We start from the raw sequence: 26767 nt of genomic DNA on the forward strand, positions 1-26767 counted from the left end.
AATCTCCTGCTAATGCTTGAAATCTGCCGGGGCTACCCTGCCCGAAGTATTGCCATGAAGGTGCTCTTCGCGGCTGTCAGCCGGCAGATAGGCCAGACCAAAATTTTCATTAAGTATATTGTCTTTGATGGGGCGCACATCACTCTGGTCACGCATAAGGCCGAATATAATACCGGCAGTATCCGTTTCACCCAGAGTTAACATGCCCACAATCTTGCCTTGTTCATTTAAGACCAGTTTCTTATAGCCGTTGGCAGTCAGAGTGGAAATAACCTCAAGACCGCCAGCATCCGGAGGCAAAACCGACATGCCGGCAGTGGCAATATCCATACCAAAATAGTTAAGCGAGTTCATCACCGTACCGCCATGATAGGTGGTCTCCAAACCGGCCATATTGTAACCGGCTATCCGCCCGCCTATATAGGCATTCGGCCAGATAGGGGTAACCCGGCGGCTGTTATAAATAAAGTCAAAAGACTCACAGGCATCACCGCAGGCATATATGTCCGGGCTGCTGGTACGCATATTGTCATTTACCACCACCCCGCGGTTTACTTCCAGACCGGCAGCTTTACAAAGCTCAGTCCGGGGAATAACGCCGATAGCTATTACCAGCATCTGGCTTTCTATCTGGTGACCGTTATCCAGCTCTACGCCTGAAACTTTATGTAAACCTAATACCTTGCTGACAGTCCGTCCGGTATTCAGTTTCACCCCATAAGAGGTGACAGTCTGGGCGGCTATCTTGCCGGCCGCTTCATCCAGAATAGTATTCAGGATATGGCCTTTAAGCTCTATAATATCTACTTCAATACCCAGCTTGGTCAGGGCATCCGCGGCGCTCATGCCGATAAGTCCGCCCCCTATGATAACTGCCTTCTTTACATTTTCAGCCTTTACATAGCTGTCTATCAAAGAGGCATCTTTCATATTTATAAAGTTGAAAACACCCGCTTTGTTTGCCCCGTCAATAGGCGGAACAATGGGTTTGCCGCCAGGGGCAAGCAGGAGTTTGCCGTAACCAATCTTTTCACCGTTTGACAGGCTGACTTCATGGGCAGTTGTATCCACTGCTTCCGCTTTGACGCCGGTCAGGCAGGTGATGTTGTTGTTGGTATAAAATTCCGGGCGGCGGAAAAGTATTTTTTCCACAGTCTTCTGTCCGGAAAGATATTTGGCTATCATGGGACGGGAATATGCCAGATAAGGCTCTTCCCCCACTATAACAATAGAACCGTCACGGTCTACTTCCCGAATAGCCTCCGCCGCGCCTATACCGCCGGCAGAACATCCTACAATCAAATAATCGGCTTTCATTTTTTATCTCCCAGAGCCATCTTAAAAAAGTTTTGATATAACTTTAAGCCATAGCTACCGCTCTTTTCAGGGTGGAACTGGGTAGCGATAAGGCGTTTACTGATAACCAGACTGCAAAAATCCACCCCGTAGTCTGTGGTACCCCCGATAATGCCGGGGTCAGCAGGGCTGGCATAATAACTATGAACAAAATAAAAATCTGTTCCGTCAGGTATACCCTCAAATATGGGGTGCGAAACCCTCTGTTTAAGCTGATTCCAGCCCATCTGGGGTATTTTTAACCCTTCGGGCAGGCGTTTCACATCACCCTGTAAAATGCCAAGGCACTTGGTATTATCACCCTCGGCAGTATAATCAAAAAGCACCTGCATACCCACGCAGATAGCCAGCAGGGGAATATCCCGCTCAACCAGCTCTTTTATAGCTTTATCCAGCCCTTTGGACTGCAAACCGGCCATGGTATCGGCGGCTGCACCTACTCCGGGCAGAATAGCTGCTTCGGCTGCAAGAATCTCTTCAGGGGAGGAAGTCAGCTTAAACTCATAACCCAAAGCATGTATGGCATTGGCCACACTCTTCAGGTTACCCCCACCGTAATCTACAAGCGCAATCATCTTTTTGCCAGCCTTTTAGCCGTCAACCAGCCCCAGAGCTTCATTCGGGCAGTTGGCTACGCAAGCGGGTATTTCTTTGCCCCCGCACAAATCACACTTGAGAATTACATGGTTAGCCTTGTCTTTTATAAGAGCGCTGTTCGGGCAGGCCACAATGCATGTCCAACAGCCGATACATCTTTCAGGGTCACTGGAAACAATGCCGGTTATGGGGTCACGGGTCATAGCACCGCTGATACAGGAATAAGCACACCATGGCTCATCACAGTGGCGGCAGGGTACCGAGAAACTTATCTCACCCTTGCGTTCCACCCGTATTCTGGGCTTCTGATTTTCCTTTTTGACGGCCTTGATAACGTCATGGGAGACCGAGTGTTCGGTCTGGCAGGCTACACGGCACAGGCCGCAGCCCATACAAAGTTCTTCTTTAATCTGTACCCTTTTCATACTTACCCCTATATACGGTATATAACTTCCGTATTTATATAAATTAGCATGTAAATAACCGCTTGTCAAATACAGCCAAAGCTAAATCCACATTATTATTTCGCAATCATTTCGCCGGTATTACAGTAATATGTCCCAGCCCAGCGTATGTTCCGCCAGTATTTTCAGCCCGATAAGACACAGTATTAGCCCGCCTGCTATACCTACCCAGCGGCTGGCCAAATGGCTGATACGGTTACCCAGTTTGAAACCCAGATAACTTACCGCCAAAGAAACCGCACCTACCAGCAAAGCCGCAAGCCCGATATTAGTTTCTGACAGCGAAAAGGTCAGGCCGACAGCCAGCGCATCTATAGAAGTGGCAATAGCCACACCCAGCAGTCCAAGCCCGCGGGTCAGGTCAAGTCTGACCAGTTTCTGGTCATCTTCCCCCTGGACAGACTCATATACCATACGCCCGCCGATTACTGCCAGCAGGCCAAAAGCAACCCAGTGGTCAAAAGAGGAAATAACATCTGCAATACTTAGACCGGCGTAATAACCTATAACCGCCATACCGGCCTGAAACAAACCGAACGTGCCAGCCACCCGCCACATAATACGGGGTTTAACATCTGTATGGGTGCAAGCTATGCCGATTGATACGGCAAAACAGTCAGCAGAAAGCGCCAAAGCAACAAATACTACAGACAATAAGCTCATAATGAAATATCAGTATAACACGAATAAGGCTATTTTTAAAACATTCTTGACAAACTTGCGGCCATGCCCGACAATCCTATTTATACCGAGTTTTAAGTAGTTATTCTGAAAGGGTCAGGGCATGGATAATATAACGCCTGAGCATAATAAACATACCAACCAAAATATCGCTCCGGATATTACTAAACTTATAGGCAATACCCCGCTGGTGCGTCTGAACAGGATAGGCAGCGGGCTGAAAGCCGAAATTGTGCTGAAACTGGAATCATTTAATCCCACCCACAGTGCCAAAGACCGCCCCGCCCTGCACATGATAGAAAAGGCCGAACAGGAAGGTAAGCTTCGCCCCGGAAGCATCATAATAGAATCCACCAGCGGCAATACCGGAATAGCCCTTGCCGCGGTTTGTGCCGCCAGAGGCTACCGCCTGATGCTGACCATGCCTGAAAGCTTTTCACTGGAAAGAAGGCGTTTGCTCCGTCTGCTGGGAGCGGAACTGGTGCTTACCCCGAAAGAACTTGGTATGCAGGGGGCTCTGGAAAAAGCAGCCGAACTCAAAAACAAACTCCCAGAGGCTTTTATACCCAGCCAGTTTGTAAATCCGGCTAACCCGGAAAGCCACTGCCAGACCACTGCCGCAGAAATCTGGCGGGATACAAACGGCAAAGTAGATATACTGATAGCGGGCGTAGGCACAGGCGGCACTCTAAGCGGCACAGCTAAAGGCTTAAAAGCAGTCAAACCTTCGGTACAGATAATAGCGGTAGAACCGGCCGAATCACCGGTACTTTCAGGCGGAGAACCCCACCCCCATCTTATTCAGGGCATAGGGGCAGGCTTTATACCCCGCATACTTTCCGTGGAACTGATAGACAAAGTCATACAGGTACCCGGAGAAGAAGCGGTGAAAATGGCACTCCGCCTGGCGCGTGAAGAGGGTATTATGGCGGGTATTTCATCAGGGGCGGCACTCTGGGCAGCGCTGGAAACAGCTAAACAGGGCGAAAACTCCGGCAAGCTTATTGTAGCCATTATGCCTGACAGCGGCGAACGCTATTTATCCAGCCTGCCGCTGGGTGACTGAAATCACTGCCCGGACAAGGCCTATAATCCAGCAGGCCAAAAAGAGTTTAGTCCGCTAAAAGGGGCGTACCGGACAGGGGATTTTCAGCCTATCCCAGAATCCCCTTTTTCATATCCAGTTTGTCTCCCAGCACAGCTTCAAACAGGCCTGTCATTTCTTTGCTGCTGCCGTCAATAAAGTATTCTTCTTTACCGCCTGCGGTCTCAATTTTTATTTCGGTAATGTCCGCCTGGTCTTCACCACCGGTCTTTTTACTGACAGTTACCTTTGAAATATCCGAAAGCCATATCTGAAAATTACCTTTACTCTCATCCAGTATAGATTCGGCGGGCATATTGTAATACTTTTTATAAAGGGTAAAACCGCTTCGTATCTGGTCACCCCAGCGGGCAAAAAACCCTTTGCCGGATTCCTTCCCCTTCTTTTGGGCTTCGGCTGCCGCATCTTTTAGCATCTGGCTGGTCATCAAAGCAAATATAAAGCTCTGGTCGGTAACCACCAGAGAATAAGTATCCCGCTTACCTAAGGGCTTTGACTTTTTAAAATCAGGCACTACGCCAAGTATTTTTTCTTCCACCGGACACCTCATAAATAAGTCTTACCCGTTCATAATAACAACCGCTTTCCCTTTTGCCAATACCCTGATGCCCCAAACCTGAAAAAATCATTTCTAAATTGTACATTTTTAAAATTCCTGAGCCGTTTTGCCAGAATGTTGTGTTATAATGGTAGATAATTTTTTATAGGGATATACACTTATGACTGCAAATTCTCATACCCCGCGCATTATGCCTGACCGCCAAGCCAACCCGGATATGACAAATGTTTATCATATAGCTTATGCACCGGGTATTAAAAAAGCGTATCTGTTTCACTGGAATTGCAATCTAAAATGCCGAGGCTGTCTTTGTAAAAAGGAAATCAACTGTCTGGCTCTGGAAGAAAATCTGGATGTAGTTGCCCGTGACCCTCATCTATCCCCGCCCCGTGGTCCTGAATCGTTCCTTAGCCTGAACGGAATTATGGAAACACTGCGCAAAGTAGAGCTCAAAGAGGTTCTGTTTGAAGGTCAGGAAGCCACCATAGACCCCCATTTTGCCGAAATATGCCGCCGTCTAAAAGCTGAGTTTGGTGTTTATATAACCTTAAATACCAACGGTCTGAAACTGCCTGACCTTTCCAACGTAGATGAAGTAGTTTTCAGCCTGAAGGCAGTTACCCCGGAACTCTATCTGGACTATACCGAAGTACCCAATACCAGAATGCTGGAAAATTTTGAAAATATTTTTCGTTCAGGCAAGAAACTGCGGGCTGAAATGGTATTTATCCCCGGCTATATAGATATAGCTGAAACAGAAGCCATTGCCAAACATATTGCCAGTCTCAGCCGGGATATTCCCCTCAGGATAGACGCCTATTTTGAATGCGGTGATAATACCTGGCGGAGAGCCACCCCGGAAGAAATGCGTCAGGCAGTAGCTGCGGCCAAAAAACACCTTAATACCGTGACCTGCACCCAGCAAACTACCGACAATCTGGATAAAAAAGACCTTTTCTTTGAGGTAAAACGGCTATTCTAATTAGTCAGTCAACTCTAAAAACACTAACTCTATTTTATTTTTAGATAATTGTGGAAACTGTATATATAATTGTGCTTGCCCTTGCCTTAGACCTGTTACTGGGTGAATATCCCGCACCTCTTCACCCGGTAGTTTGGCTTGGCAAATTTGTATCCTTTCTTAACCGCTTCAGTCCTTCACACAGTCCTAAAATCCAGTTTATTTACGGGGCATTTCTAAGCATACTGACCGTGAGTATATCTTTTGCAGCCGTATTTTTCATTCTGGGGTATCTCAAAGATTTTAATACCCTGCTTTATATAATTGCGGGAGGGCTTATACTTAAACCCGCCTTTTGCCTGCGCAAGCAATGGACAATAGCCCTGAAAATAAAAAAACTGCTGGGGAATAATAGCAACAGTGTACCCCCTAAAGAATTGGAAACACTGATAGGTACCGTCCCGCATACTCAAGAAGGCCTAAGCCGCAAAGACATTATTTCTGCTTCCATACGTTCCATTTCGGAAAACGCCAGCGATTTTTTTGTAGCTCCCCTCTTTTACTTTATATTTTTGGGCGTACCCGGGGCTTTTGCCTACCGGGCTATAAATACGCTGGACAGCATGATAGGTTATCATGGCCAGTACGAATATCTGGGGAAATTTGCCGCCCGGTTGGATGACGCCGCTAATTTTATCCCAGCCCGCCTGACCGCCCTGCTTTTTGTAATAGGAGCATTTATTCTTCGGCAAAACCCCAAACTGGCACTGCGCTCTGCCTTAGCAGACCATGCCAGAACTACCTCCCCTAACGCAGGCTGGCCTATGGCTGCCATGGCCGGAGCAATTGGTATTTCGCTGGAAAAGGCTAACTGCTACACTATAGGTAAGCCGCTTCACCCGCTAAGTGACACAGACCTGAGTGTTGCCGTCAGGTTGTATAAAGCCAGTATGTTCATCTGGACAGGTGTATGCATAGCCATTGCCTGGATATAAATAACAATGGTCTGAATATTTGCAGGAGTTGAAAAGTGAATGATACCCCACAAACGGCTAAGTACCATACAGGTCTTGTTCAGATATTTACCGGAGACGGCCGCGGCAAAACCTCGGCAGCTCTGGGTACAGTTATGCGGGCATCCGGTTACGGATTAAAGGCCTACATAGTCTTTTTCTTAAAGGGCCTTCACGAAGGCGGCGAATACAATTCGCTGAAGCGGCTGCCGGGGATAGATTACGCTATTTTCGGCCGGAGTGATTTTATGGGGCCGCAGTATACCACTCAGGCAGATTTGGACTACGCCCGACAGGCCTTAGCGGAAGCAAAGAAGGTGATTTTAAGCGGTGAATATGATTTAGTCATGCTGGACGAAATAAACACCGCCTCTGCCTGGAAGCTCATAAATGTAGAAGATGTGGTTGAACTGGTAAAATCCAAACCGGAAAAAGTGGAACTGATACTCACCGGACGTCATGCGGATACCCGTCTAGTAGTGCTGGCAGACCAGGTAACCGAACTGGTGAACCGGAAACACCCCTTTGAAAAAGGAGTGGATGCAAGACAGGGGATAGATTACTAATGACTGAAACTTTTAAAGTAGCCATGCTGCATATAGAGCCCAAAACCGCAGATATTGAAGCCAACCGTACCCTAATCTCAAATTCCCTTCGCAAAGCCGCTCTGGCCGGGGTAAAATGGATGCTGACCCCTGAAATGGCCGTCTCAGGCTATTTTTTTGAAGAAGTCATAGGCACAAAATGGATATCCCCCCAGCCCGACCGGTGGCTGACAGAAATAATGGAGTTATGTAAATCTCTGGATATAGGGGTATTCCTCTCCTACCCGGAAAGAGAGCTCTCCAGCGGTAAATGCTATAACTGCTTGTTTGCCATAAACCGTAAAGGTGAACTGGCAGGTAAACACGCTAAAATAGAAGTACACCCCGGTGCGGAGGAAGGCTGGTCAAGCCCCGGAAACAGCCTTTCAGTCTTTGAGATGGACGGGTGCAAGCTGGGTATGCTTATCTGTGCGGACACTTATGACGGCAAACACGCCGGGATACTTGCCGGGCAGGGTGCAAAGCTTATTATTGCGGCGGCAGCCTGGGGCAGTAAATACCCGCCGGAGGAGCGCTGGAAGAAACGCACAGTTGAAACAGGCCTGCCCCTCTGGGTGTGCAACCGTACAGGCCGGGAAAAGCAGGTTGATTTCACTCAGGCCAGAAGCGTGGTAGTTGAAGACGGGGTTGAAAAGCTGGTTTATATAGGGGAGAAATCAGCTATGCTTGTTTTTGACTTTGACCCCGGCTCTAAAAGAACACTAAGCCAGACCTTCAGGATTATTGACATACCTTAGCTATGACATATTTTGACATATAGGCTATAATAACGCCGTATGATCAGTGTTGTATTACCTGCATGCAATGAAGAGAAATTTCTTCCCCGCAGTCTTGACAGCCTGTGCCGGCAAGATTTCGGCAGTTATGAAGTTATCGTAGTAGTAAACGGCAGCACCGACAAAACCGCCCTGGTTGCCCGTAAATACCCCGTAAAGATACTGCACTGCGAGAAACACAGCGCCTTTTATGCCCGGCAAATAGGTGCGGAAGCCGCTTCAGGTGAAATAATAGTTCAGGCAGATGCTGACACCATCTACCCGCCGGACTGGCTTTCCCTTATCTATGCGGATTTCAAACGCCAGCCTTCTGCCGTAGCCGTAGCCGGGGTTTACAAATATGCTGACCCGCCATGGTGGGCATTTCTGGAGTATTTTCTGCGGCTGGTATGCAATACCTATACCCGGCTGTTTCATGGCCGCCCTATGCTCATTTCAGGGGCGAATTTTGCCTTTAAACGCCACGTATTTGAAAGAATAGGCGGATACCACGTAAGTGCCTTTTCAGCAGACCAATATGATATCTCCACCCGCTTAAGCAGACAGGGCAAAGTCCTTCTGGACCGCCGCCTGATAGCCCTTACCTCTGCCCGTAGGGTCAAAAAACCGTTCCTCAGGATACTGCGGGATGTATTTAAGAATATTGCCATGGTAACCGGCTGGGTATTAGAGCATATAAGCCAGTTTTTCCGCAGCCTGTACCGCAGTCCCAGCTTTTTTCATTCAGTCAAAAATACTTTACCCATACTAGGCTTAGTAGGCATACTCTTCTGGGGGTATGCCAGCCCTTCGTCACAGCTGTTCGGCAAAGTTTATTTTGAGGGTGACGGTCGGGGTAAAAATATTGCCCTGACTTTTGAGGACGGCCCCAGCCCCGAATATACCAGAACAATCCTGGACATACTAGATAAGTACAATATAAAGGCAACCTTTTTTGTGGTGGGCAAACAGGTGGAAGTTTACCCTGAACTAACCAGGGAAATACTTGAACGCGGGCATATACTGGGTAACCATTCTTACAGCCATGATGCCAACCATGCCCTGTCTGATTTCGGTTCAAAAGATATGCTCAGGTGTGCCGAAGTCATCTGCCAATATACAGGCATTACTCCCTGTTTGTACCGCCCGCCATATGGGAAAAGCTCCCCCTGGGAACTGGCGGCTACCAAGGAAATGAACATGATAACGGTCAACTGGAGCTATGCGGTAGAGGGTGACAGTCTGGCCGGAACTGACAACGCCGTTTCCAAGATACTTGATGAAATAAACCCCGGCTGTATTCTGCTGCTCCATGACGGATACGGCATAGACTCCAACAGCCTTGAGTCTGACTGCCAGCTGACTCTCAAAGTGCTGGACAGCCTTATATCAAACCTGCTCAAACAGGGCTACAATTTTGTGACCGTACCCGTCTTACTGGGTACGAATGCTTACAGTTAGGTATATTTAATGGATTTTGAAACCTTAATTAACCAGAGCGTTGCCATGCTCTCCGAATTTAATCTGGTAGTTTTACTGGTACTTTTCGGGGTCTGTTTTATCAGTGAAACTGTAGGGCTGACCATACCATACCTCTTGGAAACAGCCTGGCTGATGGGCGGATATCAGGTGGCTAACGGAGAGCTTTCCCTATGGCTGCTTATTTTGCTGATACTGGTAGCTCAGGCCGGACGGCAGATAGGGGCTTTGGCATTGTCACGTTTGGGAATGGTAGGCAGCGGCCCTATAGAAAGGTTTATCACTTTCCTCCGCACCAGAACTCCGCTTAAAAAGATGTCGGAATCCCCGGCCTTGCAGAGGGTAAACCTGTATTCGCCCTTTGCCATAGCGGTAGGCAGGTTTATGTGGCTGCGCATACCGCTGACACTGCTCATGGGAGCCAAACGCAAAACCAAGGTACTCATGCTGGGAGTGCTGATATCCGGCCTTTTTTATGATGCCCTTTACGTTATCTTCGGGGCAGTAGTGGGCAAGGTATTCACCTTAAACCCAGTTCAGATGGTAATCATCTTCACCGGAGGGCTGACACTTCTGTATATAGGCACATTTGCCGTTCAGCAGGTTATAAGCCGTCTTAAAAATAAACCCCCAAACACCGGCCGGGGAGTTTAAACCGAAAAATCTTCCCGGCGCAACTGGTAGCGGGCATGGCGTATAGCCCTTACTAGTAACAGCAAACTTAATGCGGCCACCGCCAGCAGCACTACCGCCGCCCAGACACCGGGCAGATTCAGCCCGCTGGCTATATCCCAGACAATATGCAGTGCCACAGCCAGCATAAAAGCCACTATAACTGCCAGATTAAGCGGCCCTCTGCCATATTCGGCGCGCTGTCTCCACAGCACAGCACAGACTATACCCGTCCAGGCGGCATGCCCGGCAGGTGAAAACAAACCCCGGAAAAGAAGCACCTGCTCCAAGATATTTATATCCCCCTGGCTCTGGATAAGGCTGACCACCCCATAACCCATCGTTTCCAAAGCGGCAAAGCCCATTCCGGCTGCCACTCCGAATAAAACCCCGTTAGCCTCAGCCCGGAAACCTCCGCCCCAGAAAAGCAGCATCGGGAATATCAGTTTGGCAGCTTCTTCAATAACTCCCACCACAAACAACCCTGACAGGTTCAGGTTGGAGACAGTAGCATATTCCAGCAAACCTGCCATAATCAGCCCGATTATCCCGCCCACAAAGAAACTGGCCAGCACCCAGCGGATATTTTTGTTCGCCAGAGGCAAACGCTCATAGATAAAGACGACAAAGGTTACCGGCATGATAAAGGCACCCAGCACTACCAGTAGCGGCAAAAAGTTAGCCCCGCCGGTCAGCTTGATAAGCTGGTCGGCAACTAAAAACAGCCCCAGCCCGCCTACCAGTACCCAGGTCCAGCGGTAAGCTATCAGATAGGTTTTAATTTTCTTCAGGTAGTTCATATCTGTTAGTATAAGCCTAACACCGGAAAGCCGCCCCTTCAATCACCCATATGGTTAAAACATAAATATTCATTAAATCTTTTAAATATCCAAACTAAAAAGCCTATAATTCTTCGCCTCTAAAGATATAACGAACAGACAGGCCAGAAGATGGCAAAAGTATCTTAAATACTGCTGTAATACCCCCGAAGTTACCGTACAGCCAGTATCTCTGATACTAAGGAAGAATTAAGCGCTTTGATAAATTAAACAGATTGCTTATGCCAGCCGGTAAAGAGGTCTCAAGTGACTATAAAAAATAATAGCAGGCGGAATGTTCGGCTATTTCAAGATATAGCGGGGATTAAGGGCTTACCGCCGCAAGCGGCAAGGCCAAAATATTTGAATATTTAAGCCAATACAGCTAAACAAGCCCGAACTTGACAGCCGCAATACCCGCCAGAGTCCGGTTGGAAACGTTTAGTTTGTTTAGAATACTTTTAACATATTTCTTGATGGTGATTTCAGCATAATCCATATTAACGCTGATTTCCTTGTTGGTATAACCGCGCGCCACCATAATAAGTATCTCCAGTTCACGCGGGGAAAGCACGTCCTGAGGTACGATACTGACTGCTGAAGACGAGTGTTCACTGCTTAAATTCTGTCTTTCAGCCCGTATATTTAAAGCTTTGACCATTTTTTTAGAGGCATTTTCAAGTAATTTTTCCTGCCAGACACTGCCGCCGCAGGCTACAACCCTGATAGTGTTGGAAAGAAGCTCAGGCGAAGAGTTTTTAGTCAAAAAACCATTTATACTGTTAGCCAAAGCCTCGGCTGTATATTGTTCAGCCTCGTACTCGGTAAGAAATATAACCCTGGCCGGAGGATATACGGCCTTCAGCTGGCGGCTCAGCTCACATCCGCACATACCGGATATGGTAACATCCATTACAATAACCTGGGGTTTTAGTTCCTGCACCAGCTTGATAGCATCCGAGGCATTATCCGCCTCGCCCACTATCTCAATATCTGCTTCGCATCGCAGCATTTTACGCAGGCCTTCTCTGGCAACTTCGTGGTCATCCGCCAACAGGATTTTGACAGGTGAAGGACAGTGCCCTGCCCTGGCAGAGGGTTTGCCGGGTTTCAAGGTTATCTTATTCACAGCCTTTATTACCTCTTTAGATGTATGCAAAGACATGAATATGCCTTGTGTCAATGCAGCCGCAGCATTCCTCATAATACTACGTACAACTACGGAATAAAAGACCTGATTTTCATTTTCAGCCCGGAATTGCCCGTCAGCGGCTGAATTTATCCAATAATACTTATTAAAAAAGGAGGCTACGGGTACCCGTAGCCTCCTTAACCATTACTCCTAAACGCTTTGGCTGTATTTTTAGAGTTCCATATTAACTTTGTATTCGGTGGACTTGTCTTTCTTGATATTAAAACCGAAATCTTTACACAGATTCAGCATAACCACATTTTCGGCCAGTACCACACCATACAAATTCCTAAGGCCCTTTTCGCGGCCAATGCCAATCAGCATATCCAGCAGTTTAGCCCCCAGCTCATGGTGCTGGAAGTCATCTGCCACCAGTACTGAGAACTCACCGCTCTGGCCGCTGTGGTCAATTATCAGCCGGCCTACGCCCACGTTGCGTTTCTTACCCTTGTCATTATATTCGGCAATAATGGCCATTTCACGGTCATAATCAATATTGCAGAAACGCACCAGCAGGGAATGGTTAATGTCCTTGAGTATGTGGAAGAAGCGCATACGCGAAGATTCTTCGGACAAGCCTTCCAGCAGGGCTTTTTCCATAGGCTCGTCTTCAGGGCGGATAGGCCTGAGGATAACATCACGCCCGTCCTTGGTATGCCACGGCTTGATATACTTGGCCGGATACGGGGTAATAATAAGGTGGTTATGGTCACCCGCCGGGTTTTTAATGTATTCTTCGTCTATTATTATCCGGGCATCCAGGGCAATGGCCTCTGAACCCAGCAGTGCCAGCGGATTAATATCAATCTCCATAATCTCAGGGAAATCCACCAGCAAGTTGGAGAACTTAACCAGAGTTTCCTCAAGCAAACGCAGATTCGCCGGAGGTTTGGTGCGGAAGCCCTTGTAGAGCATTTCGTAGATTTTAGTGCCTTCCATGACCCGTCTGGCAAGCACCTGATTAAGAGGCGGCAGACCCACAGCCACATCTTTCTGGAATTCGGCTTCAATACCGCCGGAGCCGAACAGAATAACCGGCCCGAAGACCGGGTCTTTCTTTGAGCCGATAATCAGCTCGTAGTCGTATTTGTCTACCATGCGCTGCAGGGTCACGCCCTCAATACTAGCCTCAGGACAGGCCGCCTTTACGTTTTCCATCATGGTGGCAAAGGCTTTTTCAACCTCGGCCTCGGTTTTAAGCCCCAGGATAACCCCGCCCACGTCTGATTTATGGGAAATATCCGGCGAAGCAATCTTCATCACCACCGGGAAACGCAGGGCAGAGGCAATCTGGGCGGCATCTTTGCCATCCCGTGCCAAAAACGGTACGGTAGCATCAATGCCGTAGGCCTGAAGGAACTTTTTGGATTCAGTTTCGGAAAGAAGAGTGCGCCCTTCGCTGGCCACCTTCTTAAGAATAGTCCGTATATACTCTTTGGAAGGGTCTACGTCTACTGCCAGCTCTTCGGGGGTTTCATACAGGTTTTCAAGGCCGCGGGCATAGCGGTACATGAAAATATAGCCCTTAACCGCCTCTTCGGGGAACTCAAAACTGGGTATATTGTTCTGATAGAAGAGCTTACGGGCCTCGGCCACGTTGGCATCACCCATCCACGAGGTAAGCACCGGTTTCTTGCTCTTCTTAGCAATTTTGACAATAGTTTTGGCGATATCCAGAGGATTAGCCGCACCCTGAGGGGTATAAATAACCACTACACCGTCCACCCCGGGGTCTTTAATGGCGGCTTCAAGGGTGACTGCATACCTTTCGGGGTCGGCATCCCCCAGAATATCCATGGGGTTGCCTTTACTCCATGAGGGAGGCAGAACCGGATTCAGGGCGGTAACTGTTTCGTCAGTTATATGGGCCAGTTTGCCCTTCTGTTCCATAAGGGAGTCGGTAGCCAGTACGGCGGGACCGCCGGCATTGGTCACAATGGCCAGGTTCGGCCCTTTAGGCAGATTTGAGGTATTTAAAATAGCGGCACAGCTGAACAGGTCACCGATATTGTCCACCCGGACCACGCCTGCCCGCTGGAAAATAGCGTCCACAAACATGGCATTACCCACCATTGAGCCGGTGTGGGATTTGGCGGCCTGAGCGCTCTCTTCAAAGCGGCCGGGTTTGATAACGATAATGGGCTTGGTGCGGGCAAAACCGCGGGCGGCACTCATGAATTTCTTGGCTTCGCCCATGGTCTCCAGATATACAATAATACTCTTGGTATTTTCGTCAGTACCAAAGTAATCAATCAAATCACCGAAATTCACATCCATCATAGAGCCGATGGAAGCAAACCCTGAAAAGCCCACATTCCGGGCAATAGCCCAGTCAAGTACAGCCGAACCCAAAGCGCCGCTCTGTGACAGGAAAGCCACATTGCCGGGCTTAGGCATTTCCATACGGGCAAAGGTAGCGTTGAAACCGCTTGCGGGGCTCATGGTACCCATACAGTTAGGGCCGATAATACGGATACCGTACTGCTTGGCAATTTCGGCAATTTTTTCTTCAAGGGCTTTGCCCTCAGGGCCAACCTCTTTGAAACCAGCCGAAATGATAATAACAGACTTGGTGCCTACTTTGCCGGCATCTTCTATAACCTGGGGTACAAACTTGGCGGGGACTACCACCAGTACCAGTTCAGGCACTTCGGGCAAATCTTTGAGGGCCGGATAACATTTCTGTTCCAGTACAGATTCCCGGTTCGGGTTAACAGGATAAACAGCCCTTCGGTCTTTACCTTTAATAAGATTCTGAAGAATAATTTTGCCGGTAGAACCTTCTTTGTCAGTTGCGCCTACCAGAGCTACGCTCTTAGGGTTGAAAAATAGCTTGATCTTGTCCACGTTTCTCCTTTAGTAAATTACTTGTGGGCAAACAGGCTGATAGAGCCGAGGCAAAAGGCCGTTACGGGTAAAAAATAAAAAAACTTCCCCCTCGGTATTTTTCTGCCCAGTGACGATGTGCCATAGAATACCATGTCCCATACTATTTTTTCAAAGTTTTAGCCAAGTTATTTAAGCGCTTAAGGCAGTCTTCCTAAAATCACGGGAAAATAAATTAGCCGCCGGGCTTAAGGGCAGGATTAGGCTCATTATCAGCAAACCGGCATTAACCCAAAAAATGCAGACAGCAAAAACCAGGCTGTAAAAGCGGAGAGTTGTTACTTGCGGCAGTCAGCACACAGGCCGTTTATGACCATGTGGCTCAGGTTGGGATTAAACCCGTACTTAGACTGAATATCTTCACGCAGGGAGCTAAGCATATCATCACTGCATTCTATCCGCCGTCCGCAGCGGCTGCAAACCAGATGATGGTGATGCCCTTCGTCCGCATGGTGGTAAATAGTCCGGTCATCCATCTTGCTTTTTACCACACAACCGGTGTTTTCCAAAAGCTCCAGAGTGCGGTAAACGGTGGAACGGTTGATATCCGGAAATTTTTCCTGAACCTTGCTTATTATTTCCTCGGCGGTCAGGTGGGAAGGGTACGAATGAATAACATCCACCACCAACTTACGCTGGAGAGTGAGCTTGTAACCGGCGTTTTTCAGAATATTTATGCAACTCATAGCTGAATTATCCTGTTGCATTATAACAAGCATATATCAGATGTCAAGCAAATGCCGCCGGACAGAATAACCCGGCCGGAAATTAACAGGCAAACAGCGTCTCTTTATTTCCCAGCAGTCCCACCGCATCAGCCCGGCACTGCTGGCAATGATGTATCTGCCGGATATATTCAGCACACTCAGTGCGGATTTTGTGGTGGAGCACCATAGAAACCGGGGTTAAGTCAGCAAACTTAGCCTGGGGAATAAGGGGCATAATATTCATAACCGAAACCCCCATATCCCCCAGCAGACGGGCTAAAAAGGGCATTTCGTGTTCGTTTATACCGGGCAGCAAGACCGAATTGACCTTAACCCTTATACCCCGCTCCACCGCCTGCCGGATACCGGCCAACTGCTTATCCCGGAGAAGCGCAGCCGCCTCTATACCTCTTAACACCTCTCCCCCATAGGATACATAATCGTAAATACGGGCGCCGCTGGATTCATTAAGAGTATTAACCGTAACTGTCAGCGAATCCAGCCCGGCCTCTGTCAGAAGGTCTATTTTATCTGAAAGAAGCAGGCCGTTGGTGCTTAAGCAGAGTGATAAATCCGGAAAATTCTGCCTGACCATCTGCAAGGTTTCAAAAGTGGCCTGGTTGGACAGGGGGTCACCCGGTCCGGCAATACCCACTACCTGAATACGCGGCTCGGCCGCCACTGCCTCCCTAACCAGCCGCAGGGCTTCAATAGGGGTAATCACCCGTGAGGCAACCCCGGGGCGGCTTTCATTGGCACAGTCATATTTGCGGGTGCAGTAGTTGCACTTTATATTACAGCGGGGCGCAACCGCCAGATGAATACGCCCAACCGAAGACCTGCTTGCCATATCAAAGCAGGGATGTCCCATACTTTTGTTACATTCACCCATGCTGCCTTTACCCCTACTTTCTGTTTAAATCTGAGCCTATATAATAACTATAGAACTTCAAGGTTTCGGCCAAATTTACAAAGTGTTAAATCCTTGTTAACTAAGGTTCTTGGGGCTGCCCGCCAAACCGGCCGAACCCAGATTTCTCCGCAAACAGACCATATTTGTTCTTTGCCAATCACAGGCCCGGTAGAAACCCTGGGCCGGTAAATTCCGCGAATCAGCCAGAAGCTGGAGGCGGGAAAACCCTTTAGAAAGTGCCCAGTCTTCAGCGGCTTCAAGCAAAATCCTGCCCACTCCCCGGCCGCGGAAGGCTTCGCTTACCACCATATCCTCCAGCAGACCGGAGGGACAACCTTCGGCTGTGGAAATGATGGTCTGAACAGTGCACATTCCCGCTACCCGGCCGCCTATCTCAGCCACCAGAACAATAGCCGAAGGCTGTTCCAGCAGTTTAAGCAGCCCGGCCTGCTGTTTGGACTGATTAAAAGTAAAATCAGTCTCTATCAGGAAAAGGTCCTGAAGCAGGGCTACCATCTGGCTGACGTCAGATGGAATTGCCGGGCGGATAATGCAGTCTTGGCGGGACATAATAGCCTTGAGCCTCAGCTAAGACACAACTCGGAGGCAGCCTGGCCATCCTCCAGCGCATCCAGAATGATATCCAGCTTGGCAGTATCTACTTCGCCATACCACCAGCCGGGCGGGTAAATAACCATAGCCGGCCCGTGTTCACAGGATTTGAGACAGCCGGTGCTGGAAACAAGCACATTCAGACCCCGGTCAATTATTTCGTTTTCCAGATAACCCAGCAGGTCTGCCGCCCCTTTACGGTTACAGATACCCTGAGGGTCACCGTTTACACGGAAACTGTTGCAAACAAGTATGTGATAATCAGGGGTTTTCATAAGAGCCAAACTCCTTTAAGTCAGATATTTTTATTAAATTCAGCCGCAGCCCATACCGCCTTCACCGCTCATAGCCCGGCGGCATCCCCGGGCAACCCGGCGCGGCATCCGGAGGGCCTTGCCCTGCCAGATAGCTTCCAGAGCATATTCCACCAGACCTTCTACTTCGTATATAGCCAGGCCGGAATCACTCAAAATCCCGTTCGGGGTTTCACCTATTCCGTTTACCAGCAAGGCCTGACAGTCCCCGATAATCTCTGCCAGCTTTTTCCAGCGCTCTTCACCCCCGCCCTTTTCCGGAGTGGGGCGGGTTTCGGCAAATACATAACCGGAGTCTGTCCGCTGGTATATAAACAGCTGCTCAGCCATACCCAGATGCTGGTTAACCAGCACCCCTTCGTAACTGGCCACTGCCACTTTATCCCGAACCGCTGCCTCAGACATTTTGCTTTCCCTCCTGCTTACATATAGCTGTAGCCAATGTCCGACTCATCCTGGCGGTGTTCCAGCAGGGCATTGACAATACGGTCAAACAGCTCCTGAGTGCCGGCATAACCGACACACCTCAGGCGCGCTCCCCCCAGCCGGTCATGCACCGGAAAACCCAGCCTCACCAAGGGAACACCCAGTGAGCGGGCCAGCTTATAGCCCTTGCTGCTGCCGATAAAGATATCCGGCTTAAGTTCAGCTGCCAGGGTTTCAATATCCGCAAAATCTGCCCCTTCCAGCACCACCGCCTTTTCAACCCCGGCCAGCAAATCCCCCGCTTGCCCGGCCAGATTGCCCCCTTTGTCAGCAGTACACAGCGCCGGCACCATGCCTATTTCAGCCAGAAAACGTCCGATACCCATAACAAAGTCGGCATCCCCGTAGACCAGGGCTTTACGGCCAAACACATATTTATGGGCATCTACATAAGCATCCAGCAGCCGACCCCGTTCACGGGTATAGCCGTCCGGCAGCGGCCGCCCGGCATAGCCGGAAAGCAAATCCATAAATTCATCTGCCGCCTGCACCCCCACCGGCAACCCGATACGGTAAGCCGGAAGGCCGTGGCATTTTTCCAGAAAAGAGGCGGCTGACAGCTGCGGGTCTGAAAAACGGCAGATCTCTATACTGGCCTTTGCCCCGCCCATACCTTTCAGCACAGAGACCGGGGTACCGCCCTCAGGGAAGCAGTGGTATTCAGGCCAGCTTACCCCGTCAAGCGTATCCGAATAGTCAGGCAAAAGAGCGGCAGATATACCCAAATCCTGACAGATGCGCTTTATATAGCGGATATCTGCCGGAGATATCATTCCGGGCATTATGTTTATGCCGCCATGTTCTTCTTTTTTAACAGCCAGAGCCTTAGCGGTTGCCAGAACAGCCTTGTGAAAACCGGTCAGGTGTGAACCGGCATAACTGGGGGTAGAAGCGAAAACCAGCTGGGTCTCACCCAAATCAACGCTTTGGCGGAATTCTTCTATTAAGGCCGGCACATTTTCACCAATGGTTTCTGAAAGGCAGGTGCTGGCAATACCTATAAGGTCAGGCTGATATTGAGAAATAACATTTTTCAAGCCGCAAAAAAGGTTATCCTTGCCCCCGAAGACAGTGGCCTCTTCTCCAAAGGATGAGGAAGCAATATCCATAGGCTCGCGGAAATGGCTGATAGTATAACGGCGGATATAGGTTGCACAGCCCTGCCCGCCGTGAAGATAAGGCAAACAGCGGGCTATCCCCGAAAAGGCAATGCTTGCCCCAAGAGGTGCGCATAAATAACAGGCGTTACGGGTAGCCTCGTGAGGGGCAGTTTGATAATCAGAAACAGTCATGTCTGTTCACCCCCGGTATGCAGGCGACGTCTGGGCATTAGAGACCAGACCGGGCTGCATACTGAGGTATACACTTCGCGCGCAAAATTAAGCATGCCGCTGTATCCGGCCAGACAAATCTTGCGTTCATGGTTATGGTCACAAAAGCCCACCCCCAGCTTATAGGCAATGGGTCTTTCCTTGACCCCGCCGATAATCAAATCAACCCCTTTTTCCTGCACATATTTAGCCAGCTCCAGCGGGTTGGTATCGTCCAGCAGCACGGTATCTTCGTCACACAAATCCGCCAGCTGGCGATAGTCATCTTTATCTCCTGTTTGGGAACCGGCTACCACTGTCTTAATGCCCAGCGTCCGCAGGGAGCGTACCATGGAAAACACCTTGAAAGCCCCTCCGGTATAGACCAGCGCTCTGGCCCCCTCCAGCTTCCGCCGGTATTCCCGCAGTTCGGGCATTATAGAGGCTACTTCCTGCGAAACCAGCTCCCGGGTACGGCTAAGCATGGCCTCATCTCCCAGCTTTTCCGCCACCTCGTACAGGGCTTTAGACATGTCTTCAATACCGAAATAGGAAACCCTGAGGTAAGGAATACCATACTTTTCCTGCATCATTCTGGCTAATGCCATCATAGAGCCGGAACACTGGACTACGTTCAGACTAGCCCCGTGGGCACGGCGGATTTCATCTACCCGGCCATCTCCGGTTATAGTTGAAACTACCTGTATACCCATCCGCCGGTAGTATTCCTTTATCTGCCAGATTTCACCGGCTATATTAAAGTCTCCCAGAATATTCAGACTCAGCTTGCTGATTCCGGCGGTATCAGCCGTACCTACCAGACGGCTCAGGGCCTGGCAGGCAGCCTGATAGCCGTTTTTCTTGGTACCCCTGAAACCTTCGGAATGAACCGGGATAACATCAATCCCTTTTTCCCGGCTAACAGTCCGGCAAACCGCCTCCACATCATCCCCGATAACCCCCACAATACAGGTGCTGTATACAAAGGCGGCTTTGGGATGATAAGTATCAATAAGCGCTGTCAGAACCCGGTAGAGTTTCTTTTCCCCGCCGAATATAACATCCTTTTCCCTAAGGTCAGTTGAAAAACTCATCCGGTGCAGCTGCGGCCCGGAGGAAAGCGCCCCCCGTATATCCCAGGTATAGGCGGCACAACCTACCGGCCCGTGCACCAGATGCAGTGCGTCAGCAATGGGGTAAAGAACCACCCGTGAACCGCAAAACACACAGGCGCGCTGGCTTACCGAACCGGCCAGACTGGCCGTATCACAGACCATATCAAAGCCGGCGGCCTTGCCGCCTTCTCGTACCTGTTGTTTACGGTCTTTCAGAATTTCAATCACTTTTGTTTACCTACATGACCAGCTCAAAAGATTCTTCTTTGCATTCGCGGTCTTTCTTATCCAAAAAGGCATTCAAAATCATTTCCAGCAAACGCATTGCCCCCCGATAGCCCACAACCGGGAAATACTGGTGGCCAACCCGGTCAAGAATGGGGAAGCCCAGCCGTACCAGCGGGGTATTTTCATCCCGGGCAATGTACTTGCCGTAGGTGTTGCCTATCAGCAGGTCTACCCCCTCCTGCTTTATCCACTGATGCAGGCGGTACATATCCGCTCCCGGCCCCTGGGCTATTTTAGCTTCGGGGACTGAATCCCCCAGCACTGCGGCCATTCTTTCTTCAAACCTTTTACCCGGCGTACCTGTCAGAACATATACCGGCTTCATATTAAGCAGCACCAGAAACTCGCTTAGGGCTACCAACTGGTCAGGGTCTCCCCACAAAGCCACCCGCTTGCCGTAAGTGTACTGATGCAGATTGGATATCAGATTGAGCAGGCGGCCGCGTTCTTCGGTAATACTCTCAGGCACGTCAACATGAAAGCGCTTGCAAAGGGCATTTATAAAGCGGTCAGTTGCCTGCAGGCCGACGGGCAAATCCAGCAGGTCATACGGCACTTTGCATTTTGAATCCAGCTGGAGTGCTGCCGGTCCGGAGGCCGCTTCACCCAAAGCAAAGGTGATTTTGCTGCGGCCGGTATCACGGAGCTGCTTAATAGTCGTTCCCCCGGCCGGGAAAAGCTCGGAATGACCGGTAAGGGGAGTATCCAGCACCCCGGAGGTATCCGGGAACATAATGTAGTTTATACCCATTGCCTCTACCAGGCGTTTAACTTCCCGCATATCCGCCGGTTCTACCCAACCCGGGATAATATTGGCGCGCCGCTCCGGCATGCCTTCAGCCGGTTCAGACAAATACTGCACCATGGATTTCACCATGTTGGCGAAACCGGTCACATGTGAGCCGGCATAGCTGGGGGTATTGGTATGGATAACCAGCTTTCCCTGCGGGATATGATTTTCTATTTTGGCCTTGCTGATAATCTGGGTAATATCATCACCGATAGTTTCAGACAAACAGGTAGTATGAACGGCAATAATATCCGGATTATAAACGCTGAATATATTGTCAATAGCCTGGAGCAGATTGGCCTGCCCGCCGAAGACGCTTGCCCCTTCGGTAAAGGAGCTGGTGCCGCTAAGCACCTGCTCTTTGTAGTGGCGGGTCAGGGTACTGCGGTGATACGCACAGCACCCCTGTGAGCCGTGGCTGTGCGGCAGGCAGTTATGAATACCCAGCGCGGCATACATAGCCCCTATGGGCTGGCATGTTTTAGCCGGGTTAATTGTCAGTGCTTCACGGGGCGAATCCCCGGGTGCGGTATGTCTGAGTAACATAGACTAGTTTATCCCTCCGTTCCCCCAATCAGATTCCATAGGTAGCTTTAACCTGAGTCTGGCGCTGCCAGGGTGCTTCAAGGTAAGACCAGATACGGCTGCTTACCAGCCGGTCAACATCTTTGTAAAAGTTAATTGCCCCTTCAAACCCGGCAAACGGGCCGCCGTAATCGTAGCTATGAAGCTGCAGGCAGGGTATACCGGTTTTCTGAACTGCGTATTTTTCCTTAACACCGGCACAATATAAATCCGGCTTATAAAGTTCCAGCAGGCGGAATGTTTCGTGGTGGCTGGGCTCATCTATGGTAAGTGACCCGGCTTCCATCTCCGGCATCATACCGGCGTAGTCCTTAAATTCCACCCCATTTGCAGCCAGCTCAGCACATTTCTCAGGGCTTACTCTTTCCTTATACCTTTCGGGGTCTTTTTCTACGGTCAGCTCCTCAATATTGCGTGAATCAGCATCCACCGTAATGCTGGGCAGCACCCTGCGTCCTTCATAATCATCCCGGTGGGCAAATTCATAACCGGCCGCCACCACTTCCATACCCAGCTCTTTAAACAGCTCCTGATAGTGGTGGGCGCGCGAACCGCCTACAAAAAGCATCACCTTCTTGCCGCGGCAGCGTTCCTGGTACAGCTGGCGGGCTTCCGAAACCGCCGGCATTTCTTCTTCAATAACCCGTTCGGTCTGTTCAATCAGCTTTTCATCCCCGAAATAACGGGCAATCTTGCGCAGGGACTTGGCAGTTGCTTCCGCCCCGATAAAATTAACCTTAATCCAGGGAATGCCGTATTTGGTTTCCATCATATCAGCCATATAGTTGATAGAACGGTGGCACATGACCAGATTAAGTTCGGCAGTATGGGAACGGCACATGCTGTCATGGTCTGAGTTGCCGCAGAAGGTTGAAACCAGCTCAAACCCGCAGCGGGCAAACAGGTCTTCAATTACAAAAGCGTCCCCGCCGATGTTATATTCACCCAGCAGATTTACCCGGTAGGGTGAGGGCGAAGCGGTGTTATCCGTACCCACCATATGCTTGAATATCTGGTTGTTGGCTATATGGTGTCCGGCAGACTGTGAGACCCCCTTGTAGCCTTCACAGCTGAAACCAAAAACCTTTATGCCCAGTTTTTCCTGCGCCGCCCGGGTAACCTGATGGATATCGTCTCCAATCAGACCCACCGGACAGGTAGCATGAACAACTATGGTCTTGGGCTTGAAAAGCTGGTATGCCTCTTCTATAGCCTGGGCCAGTTTTTTCTCACCCCCGAAGACTATTTCTGACTCTTGCATATCAGTAGATAAACAGTAAGTCATAAAATTTTCATCTTCCGGCTTGGGCGGGCGGGTCTGGTTACGCCGGGTCAGCCATGAATAAAAACCGCACCCGATAGGGCCGTGAGTAATGCTTAAAACATCTCTGGTAGGCCCCAAAATAACGCCTTTGCACCCTGCATAAGCACAGCCCCGCATGGTAATCAGGCCGGGAACAGTCCGGGCGTTGGCTGCAATTTGGGGCGTTTCGTCTGTGCCGGTATTAACTACAATAGCCTTAGCCCTTTTGCGGGCAATTTTTGAAGGAAAATCAGCAACCAGCTTATCCTTGATTTCCTCCGGGTTATATATTGATTCCTTTACCACGGTTTTGCTCCTTACAAGACATTGACCACAGAGTCTATGGCGTCCTCACCCCGTTCACCTGTACGTAACCGTACCGCTTCCAGTACCGGCATGACAAAGATTTTGCCGTCACCGTGATTTTCTGTCCGGTTTACTTCTATAACTGTATTAACCACTGTTTTCACCTGATCATCCGGCACCACCAGGGTAATCAGCCGCTTGGGTACCAGCTTGAGAGACGGCCCAAGCTGGGAAATGGCTTCTTCATGGCCGCCTTCGGCTCCCGCCAGCAGCAGATAATCCACATTACCTTTACCCCGCCCCATAGTCTTAAGCATCGTAATGGAAGCAAAACCTGCATCCACCAGGGCGCGCTTGGTAATATTTATCTTGTTAAACCTGATAATAGCCATAACCTCTTTCATATGTACCCCCTACAAAACAGCGCTGCCGGTGCTGATGGTATAGGCTTCTTCCACCGGTGAGATAAAAATCTTACCGTCACCGAAGTTGCCTTTTTCACCAGTCCGGGCAGTTTTCATAATGGTATCAATAACAAATTCCTTGTCCTTGTCATCTATAACTGTCAAAAGCAGCACTTTGGGCAATTCGTCATAGGAAACACTGCCAGCCCGGATACCCCGCTGTTTGCCGCGCCCGAAAACGTCTATCTTGGTAACAGCCGGAAAGCCGGCATACATAAGCTCTGCCATAACATCGTCCACTTTTTCAGGGCGCACAATGGCCCGCACCATAATCATCATTGTCGTCTCCTCTTTTGAAATTTATTAGGAAATAACCCCGAATTCCACCAGCAGGGATTCCAGTTCATCTACGCTGATAGGTTTAGGCACTACAAACATTTGGTTGTTATCTATAGCCTTAGCCAAAGCCCGGTATTCGTCAGCCTGCTTGGCCTGCGGATTCCATTCGATAACTGTCTTCTTGTTGATTTCAGCCCGCTGGACATCATTGTCCCGGGGGACGAAATGAATCATCTGGGTGCCAAGGCGTTTGGCAAATTCGGCAATCATTTCCTTTTCATTGTCCACCATGCGGCTGTTGCAGATAAGCCCGCCCAGTTTAACCGAACCGGCATCGGCAAATTTGCGGATACCCTTGCAGATATTGTTGGCCGCATACATGGCCATCATCTCGCCTGAGCAGACTATATAAACTTCTTCCGCCTTGCCTTCGCGTATAGGCATGGCAAAGCCGCCGCAGACCACGTCTCCCAGAACATCATAGAAAACATAGTCCAGGGGAGAGTCTGATTCGTACCCGCCCAGCTGTTCCATCAGATTAACCGCCGTGATAATACCCCGGCCGGCACAGCCTACGCCCGGCTCCGGGCCGCCGGATTCCACGCACAGGGTATTGCCGAAACCGGTCTTGCGGACAAGGTCCAGCTCTACGTCTTCACCCTCCTCACGCAGAGTATCCAGCACCGTTTTCTGGGCCAGTCCTCCCAAAAGCAGCCGGGTAGAATCAGCCTTAGGGTCACAGCCCACCACCAGTACCTTGCGTCCCATTTCGGCCAGAGCCGCCACCGTATTCTGGGTGGTCGTTGACTTGCCGATACCTCCCTTGCCGTAGATAGCCACCTTCCTCATTTCAAACCTCCTTGAGATTGTAAGCACTATTTGCCTGAATTTTTTAAGACATTCTCACTTTACCAATTCTGTATTGCCGTACGGTTTCTGTCAGGTAAAATATTTGTTTCCCGCAGATTTCCAAAAGGTAAACTGGCCGCAAGCAGAAAAAGACCAGAGAGAAAAACCAGATTCTAATCAACCAGCCAGGCTGCCGGTTTGGGCTGTTTCCCCTGCCTGCCCGACTACTACCAGATGCTCCGGGGGGAAACAGAAATTGAGGCGGCTGCCCACTTTAAGGGAAGAATCCGCCGGAGGGGGGAGAAAGGCTTCAAAGGTATACTGCAAATTTGCACCGGCGGAAAAGAAACAGCGGGTTGAAGCGACTTCATTTATCACTCCGCTGACCACCCCCGGCAGGCTGTTTTCTTCGGTGGCCGCAGACACCCGGACAAATTCAGAGCGGATACCCAAAGTAAGACGCATACCTACCGCCAGTTGCATCTGTTCGGGCAGACGTATCTTGAACAGGCTAAGGCCGGGTACTTCCAGATATAAATCCTGTCCGATTATCTGACTGACTGTCCCTACCAGCAGGTTTTTAAAGCCCATCAAGCCGGCTACCGTCAGATTAGCCGGAGAACCGACTATCTTGCCTTTGTCCCCGCACTGGGCTATCCGCCCGGATTCATATATAGCCATTTTGGATGACATCCGGTAGCCTTCGGCAAAATTATGGGTAACCAGAATAATAATGCCCTTGTAAAACTGCTGAAGGCTAAGCAGCTCTATTTCCAGACTCTCCTTAACCACCGCATCCAAAGCCGAAAAAGGCTCATCCAGCAGGAGTACCCTGGGTTCGGGGGCAATGGCTCTGGCCAAAGCTACCCGCTGCTGCTGCCCGGCAGACAGCTGGCTGGGAAAGCGATGCCCCAGAGAGGCTATATGCATATTTTCCATCAGGCGGGTGATAATGCCGTCACTTTCGGCCTTTTCCAGATGCCGTATACCATAAGCAATGTTATCCCTGACGGTAAGGTGAGGGAAAAGGGCATAGTTTTGAAAAACAAATCCCACCCGGCGTACCTGAGGGCGGATATCAATCTTGCGGGAGGTATCCAGCAGGACTTCCCCGTTCAGATTTATATACCCTTCGTCAACCTGAGTAAGCCCGGCAACACACTGCAGGGTCATGGTTTTGCCGGAACCGGAAGGCCCCAGCATAGCCATTATCCCGCTGTCAGCCGAAAAAGCCACCTCCAAATCAAAACCGGGCAGTTTCTTTTTTATGTTAACTTCAAGCATTTACCCCCTCCTCAAAGCC

28 protein-coding genes are annotated in these 26767 nt (G+C 49.8%); 7 read left to right on the forward strand and 21 right to left on the reverse strand.

From position 1 onward, the window contains the following. Positions 1–9: 9 nt before the first annotated feature. The 4 genes from ACE6F3_RS00105 to ACE6F3_RS00120 form a co-directional block, all read right to left on the reverse strand. The gene (locus tag ACE6F3_RS00105) at positions 10–1317 is read right to left on the reverse strand and encodes an NAD(P)/FAD-dependent oxidoreductase (protein ID WP_279115502.1); all 1308 of its coding nucleotides are present in this window, start codon (positions 1315–1317) and stop codon (positions 10–12) included. Next, positions 1314–1931: an imidazole glycerol phosphate synthase subunit HisH gene (hisH, locus tag ACE6F3_RS00110; RefSeq protein ID WP_279115501.1), complete on the reverse strand. Its 618-nt coding sequence runs from the start codon at positions 1929–1931 to the stop codon at positions 1314–1316. The genes ACE6F3_RS00105 and hisH overlap by 4 nt, the downstream gene beginning before the upstream one ends. 15 nt (positions 1932–1946) lie before the next feature. Continuing rightward, positions 1947–2378, reverse strand: coding sequence for a 4Fe-4S dicluster domain-containing protein (locus tag ACE6F3_RS00115; RefSeq protein WP_010936826.1), 432 nt, complete (start codon positions 2376–2378; stop codon positions 1947–1949). Positions 2379–2498: 120 nt separating this feature from the next. Further along, positions 2499–3080 carry a manganese efflux pump MntP family protein gene (locus ACE6F3_RS00120; protein WP_279115500.1) on the reverse strand — a complete coding sequence of 194 codons (582 nt, stop codon included), beginning with the start codon at positions 3078–3080 and terminating at the stop codon, positions 2499–2501. A 121-nt stretch (positions 3081–3201) separates the two neighbouring features. On the opposite strand from ACE6F3_RS00120, the gene cysK reads away from it, so the two are divergent. Next, a complete protein-coding gene (gene cysK / locus ACE6F3_RS00125) occupies positions 3202–4164 on the forward strand; it encodes a cysteine synthase A (RefSeq protein ID WP_279115499.1) in 963 nt (320 codons plus the stop codon). 88 nt (positions 4165–4252) lie between these two features. Here the strand turns inward: cysK and ACE6F3_RS00130 are convergent, their stop codons facing one another. Continuing rightward, the gene (locus ACE6F3_RS00130) at positions 4253–4741 is read right to left on the reverse strand and encodes a hypothetical protein (RefSeq protein ID WP_279115498.1); all 489 of its coding nucleotides are present in this window, start codon (positions 4739–4741) and stop codon (positions 4253–4255) included. Positions 4742–4922: 181 nt separating this feature from the next. Between ACE6F3_RS00130 and ACE6F3_RS00135 the strand changes: the two genes are divergently transcribed. Genes ACE6F3_RS00135 through ACE6F3_RS00160 form a run of 6 tightly spaced genes read left to right on the forward strand, consistent with a single transcriptional unit; the run spans position 4923 to position 10229 of the window. Continuing rightward, positions 4923–5744: a radical SAM protein gene (locus ACE6F3_RS00135; protein ID WP_279115497.1), complete on the forward strand. Its 822-nt coding sequence runs from the start codon at positions 4923–4925 to the stop codon at positions 5742–5744. Between the two features lie 50 nt (positions 5745–5794). Then, entirely contained in the window at positions 5795–6718 is a 924-nt protein-coding gene (cbiB, locus tag ACE6F3_RS00140) for an adenosylcobinamide-phosphate synthase CbiB (RefSeq protein WP_279115496.1), read from the forward strand. Positions 6719–6753: 35 nt separating this feature from the next. Then, positions 6754–7302 carry a cob(I)yrinic acid a,c-diamide adenosyltransferase gene (locus ACE6F3_RS00145; RefSeq protein WP_279115495.1) on the forward strand — a complete coding sequence of 183 codons (549 nt, stop codon included), beginning with the start codon at positions 6754–6756 and terminating at the stop codon, positions 7300–7302. Further along, positions 7302–8078: a carbon-nitrogen hydrolase family protein gene (locus ACE6F3_RS00150; RefSeq protein WP_279115494.1), complete on the forward strand. Its 777-nt coding sequence runs from the start codon at positions 7302–7304 to the stop codon at positions 8076–8078. Before ACE6F3_RS00145 ends, ACE6F3_RS00150 begins: the two co-directional genes overlap by 1 nt. Positions 8079–8117: 39 nt before the next feature. Beyond that, positions 8118–9557, forward strand: coding sequence for a polysaccharide deacetylase family protein (locus ACE6F3_RS00155; protein ID WP_324664382.1), 1440 nt, complete (start codon positions 8118–8120; stop codon positions 9555–9557). A 9-nt stretch (positions 9558–9566) separates the two neighbouring features. Continuing rightward, positions 9567–10229 carry a hypothetical protein gene (locus ACE6F3_RS00160; RefSeq protein WP_279115492.1) on the forward strand — a complete coding sequence of 221 codons (663 nt, stop codon included), beginning with the start codon at positions 9567–9569 and terminating at the stop codon, positions 10227–10229. Here ACE6F3_RS00160 and ACE6F3_RS00165 read toward each other — a convergent pair. The 16 genes from ACE6F3_RS00165 to ACE6F3_RS00240 form a co-directional block, all read right to left on the reverse strand. Further along, complete coding sequence (locus tag ACE6F3_RS00165) at positions 10226–11047, reverse strand: PrsW family intramembrane metalloprotease (RefSeq protein ID WP_279115491.1); 822 nt, start codon at positions 11045–11047, stop codon at positions 10226–10228. The two genes, ACE6F3_RS00160 and ACE6F3_RS00165, sit on opposite strands and share 4 nt — an antisense overlap. 403 nt (positions 11048–11450) lie before the next feature. Beyond that, the gene (locus ACE6F3_RS00170; RefSeq protein ID WP_278532756.1) at positions 11451–12194 is read right to left on the reverse strand and encodes a response regulator transcription factor; all 744 of its coding nucleotides are present in this window, start codon (positions 12192–12194) and stop codon (positions 11451–11453) included. A gap of 234 nt (positions 12195–12428) precedes the next feature. Beyond that, entirely contained in the window at positions 12429–15104 is a 2676-nt protein-coding gene (locus ACE6F3_RS00175; protein ID WP_392654724.1) for a GNAT family N-acetyltransferase, read from the reverse strand. 317 nt (positions 15105–15421) lie between these two features. Beyond that, positions 15422–15829, reverse strand: a complete 408-nt coding sequence (locus ACE6F3_RS00180; protein WP_010936839.1) for a Fur family transcriptional regulator — start codon at positions 15827–15829, stop codon at positions 15422–15424. An 82-nt stretch (positions 15830–15911) separates the two neighbouring features. Next, positions 15912–16742 (reverse strand): radical SAM protein, encoded by an 831-nt coding sequence (locus ACE6F3_RS00185; protein ID WP_279115487.1) that lies wholly within the window; start codon positions 16740–16742, stop codon positions 15912–15914. Between the two features lie 96 nt (positions 16743–16838). Further along, entirely contained in the window at positions 16839–17333 is a 495-nt protein-coding gene (locus ACE6F3_RS00190) for a GNAT family N-acetyltransferase (RefSeq protein WP_010936841.1), read from the reverse strand. Between the two features lie 14 nt (positions 17334–17347). After that, positions 17348–17650 (reverse strand): ferredoxin, encoded by a 303-nt coding sequence (locus ACE6F3_RS00195; protein WP_010936842.1) that lies wholly within the window; start codon positions 17648–17650, stop codon positions 17348–17350. A 39-nt stretch (positions 17651–17689) separates the two neighbouring features. Further along, positions 17690–18094 (reverse strand): NifB/NifX family molybdenum-iron cluster-binding protein, encoded by a 405-nt coding sequence (locus tag ACE6F3_RS00200; RefSeq protein WP_010936843.1) that lies wholly within the window; start codon positions 18092–18094, stop codon positions 17690–17692. 17 nt (positions 18095–18111) lie between these two features. After that, positions 18112–19467: a nitrogenase component 1 gene (locus ACE6F3_RS00205; protein WP_279115486.1), complete on the reverse strand. Its 1356-nt coding sequence runs from the start codon at positions 19465–19467 to the stop codon at positions 18112–18114. After that, on the reverse strand, positions 19464–20828 hold the full coding sequence (gene nifE / locus ACE6F3_RS00210; RefSeq protein WP_279115484.1) for a nitrogenase iron-molybdenum cofactor biosynthesis protein NifE: 1365 nt from the start codon (positions 20826–20828) through the stop codon (positions 19464–19466). Before nifE ends, ACE6F3_RS00205 begins: the two co-directional genes overlap by 4 nt. Positions 20829–20838: 10 nt before the next feature. Beyond that, entirely contained in the window at positions 20839–22224 is a 1386-nt protein-coding gene (gene nifK / locus ACE6F3_RS00215; RefSeq protein WP_279115483.1) for a nitrogenase molybdenum-iron protein subunit beta, read from the reverse strand. A 28-nt stretch (positions 22225–22252) separates the two neighbouring features. Next, positions 22253–23872 (reverse strand): nitrogenase component I subunit alpha, encoded by a 1620-nt coding sequence (locus ACE6F3_RS00220; protein WP_010936847.1) that lies wholly within the window; start codon positions 23870–23872, stop codon positions 22253–22255. A gap of 11 nt (positions 23873–23883) precedes the next feature. Continuing rightward, on the reverse strand, positions 23884–24276 hold the full coding sequence (locus tag ACE6F3_RS00225) for a P-II family nitrogen regulator (protein ID WP_010936848.1): 393 nt from the start codon (positions 24274–24276) through the stop codon (positions 23884–23886). 9 nt (positions 24277–24285) lie between these two features. Continuing rightward, positions 24286–24615, reverse strand: coding sequence for a P-II family nitrogen regulator (locus tag ACE6F3_RS00230; protein ID WP_041223387.1), 330 nt, complete (start codon positions 24613–24615; stop codon positions 24286–24288). A 24-nt stretch (positions 24616–24639) separates the two neighbouring features. Continuing rightward, positions 24640–25464 carry a nitrogenase iron protein gene (nifH, locus tag ACE6F3_RS00235; protein ID WP_010936850.1) on the reverse strand — a complete coding sequence of 275 codons (825 nt, stop codon included), beginning with the start codon at positions 25462–25464 and terminating at the stop codon, positions 24640–24642. A gap of 177 nt (positions 25465–25641) precedes the next feature. Beyond that, the gene (locus tag ACE6F3_RS00240; protein WP_279115481.1) at positions 25642–26748 is read right to left on the reverse strand and encodes an ABC transporter ATP-binding protein; all 1107 of its coding nucleotides are present in this window, start codon (positions 26746–26748) and stop codon (positions 25642–25644) included. Between the last annotated feature and the right edge of the window lie 19 nt (positions 26749–26767).

Source organism: Dehalococcoides sp. THU4, from assembly GCF_043231265.1.
GTDB lineage: Bacteria > Chloroflexota > Dehalococcoidia > Dehalococcoidales > Dehalococcoidaceae > Dehalococcoides > Dehalococcoides mccartyi.

Bases quoted from the DNA above. Each gene is read 5' to 3' on its own strand.
- nifK (WP_279115483.1), bottom strand. From the start codon at position 22,224: ATGTTACTCAGACATACCGCACCCGGGGATTCGCCCCGTGAAGCACTG.
- ACE6F3_RS00240 (WP_279115481.1), bottom strand. From the start codon at position 26,748: ATGCTTGAAGTTAACATAAAAAAGAAACTGCCCGGTTTTGATTTGGAG.
- ACE6F3_RS00195 (WP_010936842.1), bottom strand. From the start codon at position 17,650: ATGAAAACCCCTGATTATCACATACTTGTTTGCAACAGTTTCCGTGTA.
- ACE6F3_RS00205 (WP_279115486.1), bottom strand. From the start codon at position 19,467: ATGACTGTTTCTGATTATCAAACTGCCCCTCACGAGGCTACCCGTAAC.
- nifH (WP_010936850.1), bottom strand. From the start codon at position 25,464: ATGAGGAAGGTGGCTATCTACGGCAAGGGAGGTATCGGCAAGTCAACG.
- ACE6F3_RS00115 (WP_010936826.1), bottom strand. From the start codon at position 2,378: ATGAAAAGGGTACAGATTAAAGAAGAACTTTGTATGGGCTGCGGCCTG.
- ACE6F3_RS00105 (WP_279115502.1), bottom strand. From the start codon at position 1,317: ATGAAAGCCGATTATTTGATTGTAGGATGTTCTGCCGGCGGTATAGGC.
- ACE6F3_RS00120 (WP_279115500.1), bottom strand. From the start codon at position 3,080: ATGAGCTTATTGTCTGTAGTATTTGTTGCTTTGGCGCTTTCTGCTGAC.
- ACE6F3_RS00155 (WP_324664382.1), top strand. From the start codon at position 8,118: ATGATCAGTGTTGTATTACCTGCATGCAATGAAGAGAAATTTCTTCCC.
- ACE6F3_RS00200 (WP_010936843.1), bottom strand. From the start codon at position 18,094: ATGTCTGAGGCAGCGGTTCGGGATAAAGTGGCAGTGGCCAGTTACGAA.
- ACE6F3_RS00230 (WP_041223387.1), bottom strand. From the start codon at position 24,615: ATGATGATTATGGTGCGGGCCATTGTGCGCCCTGAAAAAGTGGACGAT.
- ACE6F3_RS00135 (WP_279115497.1), top strand. From the start codon at position 4,923: ATGACTGCAAATTCTCATACCCCGCGCATTATGCCTGACCGCCAAGCC.
- ACE6F3_RS00150 (WP_279115494.1), top strand. From the start codon at position 7,302: ATGACTGAAACTTTTAAAGTAGCCATGCTGCATATAGAGCCCAAAACC.
- ACE6F3_RS00160 (WP_279115492.1), top strand. From the start codon at position 9,567: ATGGATTTTGAAACCTTAATTAACCAGAGCGTTGCCATGCTCTCCGAA.
- ACE6F3_RS00180 (WP_010936839.1), bottom strand. From the start codon at position 15,829: ATGAGTTGCATAAATATTCTGAAAAACGCCGGTTACAAGCTCACTCTC.
- cysK (WP_279115499.1), top strand. From the start codon at position 3,202: ATGGATAATATAACGCCTGAGCATAATAAACATACCAACCAAAATATC.
- hisH (WP_279115501.1), bottom strand. From the start codon at position 1,931: ATGATTGCGCTTGTAGATTACGGTGGGGGTAACCTGAAGAGTGTGGCC.
- ACE6F3_RS00190 (WP_010936841.1), bottom strand. From the start codon at position 17,333: ATGTCCCGCCAAGACTGCATTATCCGCCCGGCAATTCCATCTGACGTC.
- ACE6F3_RS00185 (WP_279115487.1), bottom strand. From the start codon at position 16,742: ATGGGTGAATGTAACAAAAGTATGGGACATCCCTGCTTTGATATGGCA.
- ACE6F3_RS00225 (WP_010936848.1), bottom strand. From the start codon at position 24,276: ATGAAAGAGGTTATGGCTATTATCAGGTTTAACAAGATAAATATTACC.
- ACE6F3_RS00165 (WP_279115491.1), bottom strand. From the start codon at position 11,047: ATGAACTACCTGAAGAAAATTAAAACCTATCTGATAGCTTACCGCTGG.